8 protein-coding genes are annotated in these 11,359 nt (G+C 32.8%); 3 read left to right on the forward strand and 5 right to left on the reverse strand.

What is annotated here, in order from left to right:
• Positions 1–157: 157 nt before the first annotated feature.
• Entirely contained in the window at positions 158–634 is a 477-nt protein-coding gene (locus tag CVU84_15660) for a glutathione peroxidase (protein PKM93421.1), read from the reverse strand.
• A 122-nt stretch (positions 635–756) separates the two neighbouring features.
• A complete protein-coding gene (locus CVU84_15665; GenBank protein PKM93422.1) occupies positions 757–1,188 on the reverse strand; it encodes a MarR family transcriptional regulator in 432 nt (143 codons plus the stop codon).
• A gap of 597 nt (positions 1,189–1,785) precedes the next feature.
• Between CVU84_15665 and CVU84_15670 the strand changes: the two genes are divergently transcribed.
• The gene (locus CVU84_15670; protein ID PKM93423.1) at positions 1,786–2,268 is read left to right on the forward strand and encodes an S-ribosylhomocysteine lyase; all 483 of its coding nucleotides are present in this window, start codon (positions 1,786–1,788) and stop codon (positions 2,266–2,268) included.
• On the opposite strand, the gene CVU84_15675 is transcribed toward CVU84_15670, so the two are convergent.
• Together CVU84_15675 and CVU84_15680 are read right to left on the reverse strand one after the other, a co-directional pair.
• Positions 2,265–2,942 (reverse strand): hypothetical protein, encoded by a 678-nt coding sequence (locus CVU84_15675; GenBank protein ID PKM93424.1) that lies wholly within the window; start codon positions 2,940–2,942, stop codon positions 2,265–2,267. The genes CVU84_15670 and CVU84_15675 overlap by 4 nt on opposite strands.
• A gap of 40 nt (positions 2,943–2,982) precedes the next feature.
• Positions 2,983–6,759, reverse strand: coding sequence for a phosphoribosylformylglycinamidine synthase (locus tag CVU84_15680; GenBank protein PKM93425.1), 3,777 nt, complete (start codon positions 6,757–6,759; stop codon positions 2,983–2,985).
• Positions 6,760–6,925: 166 nt separating this feature from the next.
• Between CVU84_15680 and CVU84_15685 the strand changes: the two genes are divergently transcribed.
• Positions 6,926–7,819 carry a LysR family transcriptional regulator gene (locus tag CVU84_15685; protein PKM93426.1) on the forward strand — a complete coding sequence of 298 codons (894 nt, stop codon included), beginning with the start codon at positions 6,926–6,928 and terminating at the stop codon, positions 7,817–7,819.
• On the opposite strand, the gene CVU84_15690 is transcribed toward CVU84_15685, so the two are convergent.
• Positions 7,806–8,612, reverse strand: a complete 807-nt coding sequence (locus CVU84_15690; GenBank protein ID PKM93427.1) for a hypothetical protein — start codon at positions 8,610–8,612, stop codon at positions 7,806–7,808. The genes CVU84_15685 and CVU84_15690 overlap by 14 nt on opposite strands.
• A gap of 243 nt (positions 8,613–8,855) precedes the next feature.
• On the opposite strand from CVU84_15690, the gene CVU84_15695 reads away from it, so the two are divergent.
• Positions 8,856–11,327 (forward strand): hypothetical protein, encoded by a 2,472-nt coding sequence (locus tag CVU84_15695; GenBank protein PKM93428.1) that lies wholly within the window; start codon positions 8,856–8,858, stop codon positions 11,325–11,327.
• Positions 11,328–11,359: the final 32 nt, after the last annotated feature.

The raw sequence follows: 11,359 nt of genomic DNA on the forward strand, positions 1-11,359 counted from the left end.
ATGATTATCATTTAGCATCATTTAACATCATTATACTCTTTATTTATTGTAAATGTCAATGTTTCAAAAATAACAGATGCAGACCTTTATCATAAATACAAGTCAAAAAAGGACATCCAGGGATGCCCAATCAAACCTTTTATTCAAAATCAATCTATTATTTCAATAAATTTTCAATGTCATCTTTGATCTTTAACGGAGTTACTGTTGGTGCATATCGTTTCATAACATTGCCTTCTGAATCTATCAAGAACTTAGTAAAGTTCCATTTTATTTTCTTACTAAACAACGCTTTGGATTTACCCTTCAAATATTTATATAAAGGATGTGAATTTGCTCCATTGACTTCTATTTTTTGAAACATTGTAAATGTAACTCCGTAATTCAATTGGCAAAACTCATTTATTTCTTCATTACTACCAGAATCTTGTTTTGCAAACTGATTACACGGGAAGCCTAAAATCTCAAGCCCTCTGTTATTGTATTCCTTAAATAACTCTTCTAATTCTTTAAACTGAGGGGTTAATCCGCATTTACTTGCAGTATTGACTATCAAGAGAACCTTCCCTTTATACTCCTCTAGCTTTATCTCTTGTCCATTCATTTTTGTTGCAGAAATATTATAAAGATTCATAATTTGTTATTCCTTTCTCTTTTTAGTTTTGTCATGTTTAATTTTAATAAATTTAATTGGTTTCAATTGTTTTAATTAAAAATATTAAGTAGTTACTTTACCCTACTTAATATGATATGTCCCTAGGTTAATTTCATTAATAGTTCATCTAAAGTCTTTTTCAAACTCTTAATTTCCTCTTCTGTTGCTCCTACTTTACAATAAATTTGTTCTGGAACATCGATTATTTTATCCTTCAGCAGTCTTCCTTTTTCAGTTAATTCAACTATAACTACTCTATCATCTTTTTTATCCCTATATTTGATAATGAATTCCATGCTATCTAACTTTTTCAATACAGGTGTAAGCGTACCAGAATCGAGATGTAATTTTTGTCCAATTTGCTTTACCGTCAATTTTTCATGTTCCCATATGACTAACATTGTTACATATTGCGTATACGTAAGCTTATATTTATCAAGAATCGGCTTATATAACTTGATTACTTCTCTTGATAAAGCATATAACGGAAAACATAGCTGATTGTCTAATTTGATGTTTTTGTACTTATCCATTTTGTACCTCGTATTATCAATTTTGTTAAATTCAATTTTGCTCAATCAATTTATGAGTTAATTATACAATCTATAATTATTCTTGTCAACTAATTTTCAGCTACCACACTTTATACTTCTTTTCAGCTACTACACTTTATACTCTGATTATACTCTGATTCAACTCTGATTCACATATGATAATGTCCTAGTGTACCACATTTGATTATGTCCCATTTCAAATGCATGGTTTATAATATAACCTCATGAATATAACATCGAGGTGATAACCACTCAATTCACGAAATAGAGATAAAAGCATTTTTTCTTCGAGATGAATATGAAAGGCAGTACGTGTTCATTTTTCGCTAGACCGGCCGAAGGGAAAGGCCAGAAAAATGAACACGTACTGCCAATACTCTATACACCTATCAGAAAAAATGCTTTTATCGACAGTCATATCATCAACTATAACTAATGCATATGTTTTAGATTCATTAGGACATTTTGAAAAATGCTTGACACTTTATTTTCAGCTACCACACTTTATACTATTCACAATGCGTAAAAACAGTGGTATACTTTGAGTATCAATACTATATCCAAGGAGGTAGCGCTATGGAAAAAATTCCTAGCTTTACAATAGATCATCTTAATTTATTACCTGGGATTTACGTCTCACGTAAAGACCATATTAACAAGAATACCATTACAACTTTTGATGTGCGAATGACCCGCCCTAACTATGAACCTGTTATGAATACTGCTGAAATGCATGCAATGGAGCATCTAGCAGCTACTTTTTTAAGAAATGATAAGGAATATGGAAGTAAAATCATATACTTTGGTCCAATGGGCTGTAGAACCGGCTTTTATCTACTACTTAGTGGGGATTACGAATCAAGAGACGTTGTAGATTTGATGATCAATACCTTTGAGTTTATTGCAGCCTTTAGTGGCGAAGTACCTGGCGCAGCTCCAAGAGATTGTGGAAATTATTTAGATATAAATTTGCCCATGGCAAAATATGAGGCTAAAAAATACTTAGAAAACATTTTATATCATATTTCAGATGTTAACTTAAATTACCCTAATGCTTAATTCATTAGGGTAATTGTATATAGTATTAGCAAATGTGTAGGGTAGAATATATAAAATAAATATTTTAAGCGCAAACCTTTCTTACCGTTGTAAACAAATATAATTGGCAAGGCAAGTAATTCAAAAAGCTGTGCACTGGCTCTAAGGGTCAATTGATCTAGATTTGATACTTGCAATGCAACATAAATTCCATTTATAATTAGTAACCATAATAAAATCTTAATTTGTTGATTTCTATAGTGATAAAACCCGAGAATGACCAGCACTCCAATCATGCTATAGTCGCCTCTAACAAGTGCATTCAACATAACACATAACATAGTACCAACTACAGCAATCACAAGGCTTTTACGTGCGTATTTATCATAGATCGCTATTGCAATAAGACCAATAAATAGAGTAAAAAACACATTTTGAGAACCAAACTCTAACCAAGCATGATTGAACGCTCTATCAAAGGGAACTTCTGATAACATTGCAAATAGTCCTAACCGTATAAAATATTTTTTTAAATCCTTCGTATGAAAATAACCTTCAACAATAAGAAATGCAAATATTGGAAAGGCTAGCCTACCAATGATTCTCAGTAAAAAATATTGTGGAAACAACAAAACACCTATATGGTCAATTAACATAATCAAACATGCAATTATTTTCAAGTTTGAAGAAGTCATGTCATACCCCCTTTATCATCTACTCGTAAAGAAGAAAGATTTATTTGAAATATTCAATACCTGACTTAAATATCTTTTGATCCTTCTCACCTCTAATGTTTTTATACACATTGCTTCCTATTCTCTCCGAATGACCCATCTTGCCCAATACACGGCCATCTGGGCTAGTAATACCTTCAATCGCATAAACAGATCCATTTGGATTATGCTCAATCTTCATAGAAGGCTTGCTTTTCATATCCACATAGGTTGTAGCGATTTGACCATTTTCAAATAGTTTGTCTACTACTTCTTTTGAAGCCAAAAATCTTCCCTCTCCATGTGAAACTGGAATTGAAAACACATCAGATACTTGAACATTGGCAAGCCAAGGAGATTTATTTGACATTATTTTTGTCCTAGCAATACAAGATATATGTCGGCCAATCGTGTTATAGGTTAACGTCGGTGCTTCCTCATGAATATCAATAATATCACCATATGGAACTAGCCCGAGTTTAATAAGTGCTTGGAAGCCATTGCAAATTCCTAACATAAGCCCATCTCTATTATGCAATAATTCAGAAATAGCCTCTTTTATTCTTTCATTTCTAAAAGCAGTTGCAATAAATTTACCTGAACCGTCTGGTTCATCCCCAGCACTAAAACCACCTGGGAGCATTACAATATTGGCTTCATGAATGAGCCTTGTCATTTGAAATACAGATTCTTCAATGTGCTCTGCTTTCAAATTTTTAAATACAAATGTAGTAACTTCAGCTCCTGCTTCCTCGAAAGCCTTCTTACTGTCATATTCACAATTTGTTCCTGGGAAAACAGGAATAAATACCTTTGGTACAGCGATTTTATTTTTACAAACATATATTTCTTTAGCTTCATACTCCCGATCTAAAACATCTTTGGTTTCAGCTTTCACTTGTGTAGGAAACACTGCTTCTAATCTACCTTGCCATTTAATTAATGCATCATCAAGTTCAATAATTGTATCTCCATAGGAAATAATTGCATCTCTTTTTGTATTTCCAACTTCGAAATATTCGATATCGTCTAATAACTGATCAATATCTGTCCCTTGTTCAAACTCTAGTACAATGGAACCATAATCTGCAGCAAAGAAATTTTGTTCAAAAATCGTCTTGTTAATATCAATACCAATCATATTTCCGAAGGCCATTTTTGAGATGACTTCACAAAGACCACCAATTCCAATTGTGTGAGCTGCTAATACTTTTCCTTCATTGATTAATTGATGAATACGTGTGTAATTATTTTTAAGCATTTTAAAATCAGGAAGTTCATAATTGTCTCTACCAAGTGGTATGCATACCACGGTACTTTGAATTTGTTTAAATTCTGGTGATATTACCTTCGTAACATCAACAACATCTACCGCAAAGGATACTAAAGTAGGCGGAACATCAATTTCATGAAAGGTTCCTGACATACTGTCTTTTCCACCTATAGATGGTAACTCCAATTGATCTTGGGCATAATATGCACCCAGTAGAGCACTAAATGGCTCACCCCATCTACTGGCATCTTTATTCAAACGTTTAAAATATTCTTGGAAAGTAAAACGAATTTTTGTATAATCTCCACCAGTAGCCACTATTTTGGAAACTGACTCAACTATAGCATAAACAGCACCATGGAAAGGACTCCAAGATGACAAATAAGGATTATATCCATAGCTCATTGCTGTACCGGTTGTAGTATCCCCTTTTTCAAGTGGAATTTTAGCAACCATAGTTTCCATTGGTGTTAACTGATGCTTGCCACCAAATGGCATAAATACTGATGATGCTCCAATAGAACTGTCAAATCTTTCAATGAGTCCTTTTTGAGAACATACATTTAAGTCTGACATTTTTAATAACCATTTTTCTTTTATAGAAGTATTACTTGATGCCTCATCAAAAACTGTTCTAAAATAACTTGTCTCACTTGGCGCCTCAACCAAAACTTCTGTTTCGTCGGTTGCTCCATTTGTATCCAAAAATCCTCGACTAATGTCAACAATTGTTTTACCCTTCCATTTCATTACTAGTCTTTTTTCATCTGTTACTCTAGCTACAACGACTGCTTCTAGATTCTCATCATCAACATATTTAATAAACTTCTCAACATCTTTTTCATCAATTACAACAGCCATACGCTCTTGAGATTCAGATATAGCAAGCTCTGTTCCGTCTAAACCTGCATACTTTTTAGGCACAACATCAAGGTCAATGATAAGTCCATCCGCTAACTCACCAATCGCAACAGATACGCCACCTGCCCCAAAATCATTACATTTTTTAATAAGCTTACTTACTTTTTCCTGTCTAAATAAGCGCTGAATTTTTCTTTCTGTTGGAGGATTTCCCTTTTGTACCTCTGCGCCACAAGTATGAATAGATTCTTCTGTATGTTCCTTTGAAGATCCGGTTGCACCACCACAGCCATCTCTACCTGTTCTTCCGCCTAATAATACAATATAGTCTCCAGGATCTGAGGTTTCTCTAATTACATTTTCTCTTCTTGTAGCAGCAATAACAGCTCCGATTTCCATTCTTTTTGCTACGTAGTTAGGGTGATAAATTTCTCGAACTTGTCCAGTTGCTAAACCAATTTGGTTACCATAGGAGCTGTATCCATGTGCTGATTCTGTCACTATTTTTCTTTGGGATAACTTCCCTTGTAATGTCTCTTCAATAGAAACTGTCGGATCAGCAGCTCCAGTAACTCTCATTGCTTGGTACACATAGGAACGACCTGAAAGTGGATCTCTAATTGCACCGCCCAAACAAGTTGCTGCACCCCCAAAAGGTTCAATTTCAGTTGGATGGTTGTGCGTTTCATTTTTAAACATCACCAACCATTCTTCATCTATTCCATCCACATCTACATCAACAATAATGCTGCATGCATTTATTTCGTCTGAAACTTCTAAGTCATCGAGTTTTCCTTCTTTTCTTAGCTTTTTCATAGCCAAAAGTGCCATGTCCATAAGACATATATCCTTTTCATCTGCCTTATCACCAAGGGCAACAACTCGATCCTTTAAATATTTATCATAGGTTACTTTTACCGGTTCATTATAATGCCCCTTCATAAAATCAACCTTATTTATTTTAGTTAAGAAAGTAGTATGTCTACAATGATCTGACCAGTAAGTGTCCAATACTCTAATTTCTGTAAGACTTGGATTTCTATTTTCTTCATTTTTAAAATAATCTTGTGTGAACTTTAAATCTCTAATAGTCATGGCTAGTCCTAGGTCTTGCCACAGTTTGTGAATTCCCTCTTCATTTAAATCAATAAAGCCCTCTAATATTTCAACGTCCTCTGGCGAAATATAACTAAGCTCTAACGTAATTGGCTTATTAAGGTGTGTTTCTCTTGAATCTACTGGATTTATACAGTATTTCTTTATCTTATCAATTTGTTGATTGTTTAGCTTTCCTTTTAAAACAATTATTTTGGCTGTTCTAACGATTGGAGCTTCTTTCGCATTCAGTAATTTAATACACTGTTCACAGGAATCAGCTCTTTGATCATATTGCCCAGGTAAATATTCAATGCCAAACACAACTTCATCCTTACCAAGCTCAAATTTTTCTTCATATAGAATGTCTACAGTCTTTTCTGAAAAAATTGTATATTTTGCTTGCTGATAAGCCTCTTCAGATATATTATCAACATCGTATCTATTTAAAATACGAACATTTATTAACTGGGTAATAGCTAGGTTGTGTTGTAGATCCTCTAATAAATGCTTTGCCTCTACTCTACAGCCCTTCTTTTTTTCAACAAATACTCTTTTAATCGAATTCATAAAATACCTCCAACCAGTTTATTGATACCAATAGAATAACACAGTCTTATTTAGAAGTAAAATTAATGCTACTTATTAAATTGATTAGCTGTCCTTATAGAAAACTCTTTTTCTATTTCTTTTCATATGTTATAATCGGTTAATAAAGATGAGGTGATTAAAAGAAATGGACATTAATCTTGAATTGTATAAAGTATTTTACCAAGTAGCCAAACAACTAAGCTTTTCCAAGGCATCCCGTGCTTTGTATATTTCTCAATCTGCTGTTAGCCAATCCATTAAAACACTTGAAGAGAAGCTAGATACGACACTTTTTATTCGATCCACCAAAAAGGTTTATTTAACTCCACAGGGTAAGTTACTTTTAGAACATATTGAACCTGCAATTAACTTGATGATCAATGGACACTTAAGCTTATTAGAAAGTCCTTCATTATCCAAGGGCAAGCTTCACATTGGTGCTAGTGATACGATTTGTAAATACTACTTAATTCCATATCTTAAGGAATTTCATCAAAACTATCCTAATGTACATCTACAGGTTACCAATAGAACCTCTACAGCTTGTGTTAAGCTTTTAAAGCAAGGAAGTGTTGATTTTATTGTTACGAACTTGCCAAATGAAGCAATAGATGACGATCTGCAAATTATTCCCACCATTACTTTTAACGATGTTTTCATTGCTGGGCAAGCCTTCTCCCATCTCGAAGGTGACAAGTTGACCTTGAATGACTTAGCAGTTCTCCCAATACTAATGTTAGAAAAAAACACCGCTACAACCGCTTATATGAATAAGCTGTTTAACGACAGAGGTATGAGTCTAAAACCCTCCGTTGAACTTGGTAGCATTGACTTACTTGTTGATCTAGCTAAAATCGGTCTGGGTATTTCCTTCGTACCTGAGTATTGCTTGTCAGAAAATGATTGTGAAATATTTAAAATTAAGCTAAAGGAAACGCTTCCATCTCGACAATTAGCAATCGTTACAAGTAGAAAAACGCCTCTATCATTGGCTAGTCAGAAATTCATTGAAATGGTTGCTCAATTTATTGAATCTTAGCGTATATTTCATCTGCTGCATGACTAATGAATGCTTCTTCTTGTTCTTTAAATTGTTCTGTAAGTTCTGCTTTGATTATTTCTAAAGCAACAAAATACAATGCGCCTTCATCATATTTCGCAATATCAATGTTTTTATTTTTATAAAAATCATTCAAATTGTTTTTACTTTCATACCAGTTTACCATTTCTTCTAAACTATTAGAAATGATATTCACTTCACTTTCTAAGCTTGGAATCTTTTTTAATGTGGTTACTCCGATTCCGATTAAAATGAAACTTGACATCAATAATATGCCTTCAAGTATCCCAGGCAATACATTTGTTAATCGAGTCATCTCCAAAGCATTTAATAATACGATTGCTATACCTAGCCCTAAAAAAGTATATGCGCTTGAACGCGTTTCTTTTAACTTTGACATATTGCTATAAACATCGGGTGAGTTGTTACTTTGTTCTTGAGAATCCGTACTTTCGTTTTCATATGTTTCTTCTTGCTCCATAGTTTCTTTTTGCAAATTATATATATATACATTAAGATGTTTGGATGCTTTTCTCAAATGCTTTTCATTTACCAATACTTCTGTGACTTCTTCACCTTCATTTATTTGATATTCTTCAATTCCTGAATATTTCAAATATTCCAATAAACCCTTCACAATTGATGGTTCAAGTTTTGCAAGAGTAACATATGTAACATAATCTTTTAGATCATCCACTAAGTCTTCTTTACATGTAACACATGCTAAAACACCTTTCTCATATTCGCTTTTACATTTCGGACACCAAGGCATATCATTCTTCCTCCATTTAATAAATAATTTTAAAATACTAATTGTAATTTGTGACAAAAAATATTATAATATGTTCGTGGGGATTTATTTATTTAAAATATTTTTTTGTGTGCAAAATTAATGAGTGCTTATATAATATTATAATCATTTATTTAGAATTGGCAATAATTATATTTTAAAGAATTGTCATAGAGAGTGTTTTTATAGGTCTTGAAGTAACTAAAAATCGGAAGGGCGTATTTGATGAACACTTATATTCACTTATTTTCAAACATTAACTTGCTTGAGGATTACATTCAAAAACTTAACATTGATTACGAGACAGATCTTTTGGTACAAATATATGCCAACAGAGATGATTTTAGTGACCTCAAAAACATACATAGAACAATCACATCTGCCCTACCTAATTCACTTATTATTGGTGCAATCACCAATCGAAATATAGCAACCTCTGATCTATCTACCTCTAGAACAATGATTACTTTCACTACTTTTTCAAAATCTTCATTTAGAATTTTCGCTTACAACCTTGACTGTGCTGACGCTCATTCCTTAGGGAAAAGCTTTGTGCAAAATGAGCTTACATGTCTATCAAAAGTTGTTGTAATGGTCTCAAATATTAATCCCTTTGACTGTGAAAAGCTACTTTCAAGCATCAAATCAGGTGCTCCTAAGCTAGTGATTACAGGTGGTATCATTCCCGATTATGAAAGCGAAAGACTATTTGCTCATGATAGATTTTATGATAACGGAATTGTTGGATTTGTAGTAGATAGTACCTATTTGCAAGTGAACACTTATAATAATACTAATTTTATGCCGATTGGTCGCTCACATGTGATCACTAGTGCGAAAGACAATATTATTAAATCCATTGACCATACACCTGCTAAAACCTTTTACGAAAAATACTTGGGCAACATTATGTCTGATTCAGATAAAATATCAGATATTGGTTATATATTTCCACTGCTATTACATGACGGTACGAAATTCAGACCAAAACCAATGCTATCAATTACCAAACAGGGTTATATAATAACAAATACTTCTGTAAAAAGTGGTGACCAAGTCACTCTTGGATATGGAAATATCCAAAATTCTATTTCTAATAATCATGAAACCTTATCAGAAATCAAAAAAGTTCCTGTTGAAAATTTGATTGTATTTAATGGTCTTATCCGATTAAACACTACTGAAAAATACATACAATATTATGCAAATGATTTATCGATAGCTACACATGGAATATTTACTCATGCTGAGATTATTACTGAAGGGGATTCCTGTTATATATCAACTGGTTCCTTTAATGTAACTACACTTTCTGAAGACAAAGACTGTTACCTAGATGAGGAAATTACTTACTATCGTACAGAGTGCAATTATGATGATGAACAAATAACATTATTAAATTTAGTTGAAAACACCTCTAAGGAACTAAATGTAATCAATCAAACTCTAGAAAATATGGTTACACAAAAAACGAACGAACTGCTTGACCATTATTATATTGATGAATTGACCAAGCTACCAAATAATAACAAATTAAACGAGCTACTCTCAAGAAACGAAACCAAATCTTTAGCTTTCATTGATATCAGCTCTTTTGTTAATATAAATAACTTTTATGGTAATTATATTGGCAATAAGCTTCTATCTGAATTATCAAAACTAATTGCTGTTTTTTGCTTTAAGCATGACTATATTACTTATAGAATACATGCAGATATATTTGCAGTTACGAATGACCACCATGATAATGACACCTTTAATAAGGCTATGCTTGTTTTACAACAGCAGATACATAAACATTGCTTCATGGAGCTCAGCTTAGAGATCTATATTGCGACAGTAATCGCAGTATCTCATCACAAAACACATATATATGAAAACACAAGTATGACTCTAGAATATGCAAAGGGACAAAAGCTTACATTTTTAATTTATGATCAGTCCTTAAATATTGAAGAATCCATAAAGAACAACCTAACTTGGACATCCAAAATAAGAACGGCTATTGAAAAAGATAAAATCGTTCCTTATTACCAACCAATATATAACAATGATACTAAGGAGACAGATCACTTTGAAGTACTTATGCGTCTTATTGATGAAGACGGTACTGTGGTCACCCCTATCAACTTCCTTGGTATTGCCAAAAAAGCAAACCTGTATAAATCCTTAACAAAAATCATTATTGAAAAAGCTTTTCAAAATTTTATTGATTCAGAGCTTAGATTCTCAATCAATCTATCCTCAGAGGACATACTTGATAAAAATATGAGACAATTCATCTATGAAAAGTTAGAAGCATTCCCAAAATCTCATCATGTTATCTTTGAGATTGTAGAATCTGAAGGTATTGAAAATTATGATGATGTAAAGGAATTTATTAATGTAACCAAATCTTATGGTGTACAAATTGCCATTGATGACTTCGGTACAGGCTTCTCTAATTTTCACTATTTATTCAAACTTAATGTTGATTTAATTAAAATAGATGGCTCAATCATTCAGCAAATTAACGGTGAAAAAGCAGCTTCTCTTGTAGCAGAAACAATTGTTGATTTTTCCAGAAAAATGGGCATAGCAACTGTTGCTGAATTCGTATCTGACGAGGCGATTTTCAACAAAACCAATGAACTAGGTATTAATTATTCTCAAGGTTATTATGTATCTCGTCCTAAGGCATCTACTGACGGAATGTGAATGTTATTTCAGTAAAAACAAAATCGGCTAAC

The sequence above is a fragment of the Firmicutes bacterium HGW-Firmicutes-1 genome, from assembly GCA_002841625.1.
Lineage (GTDB): Bacteria > Bacillota > Clostridia > Lachnospirales > Vallitaleaceae > HGW-1.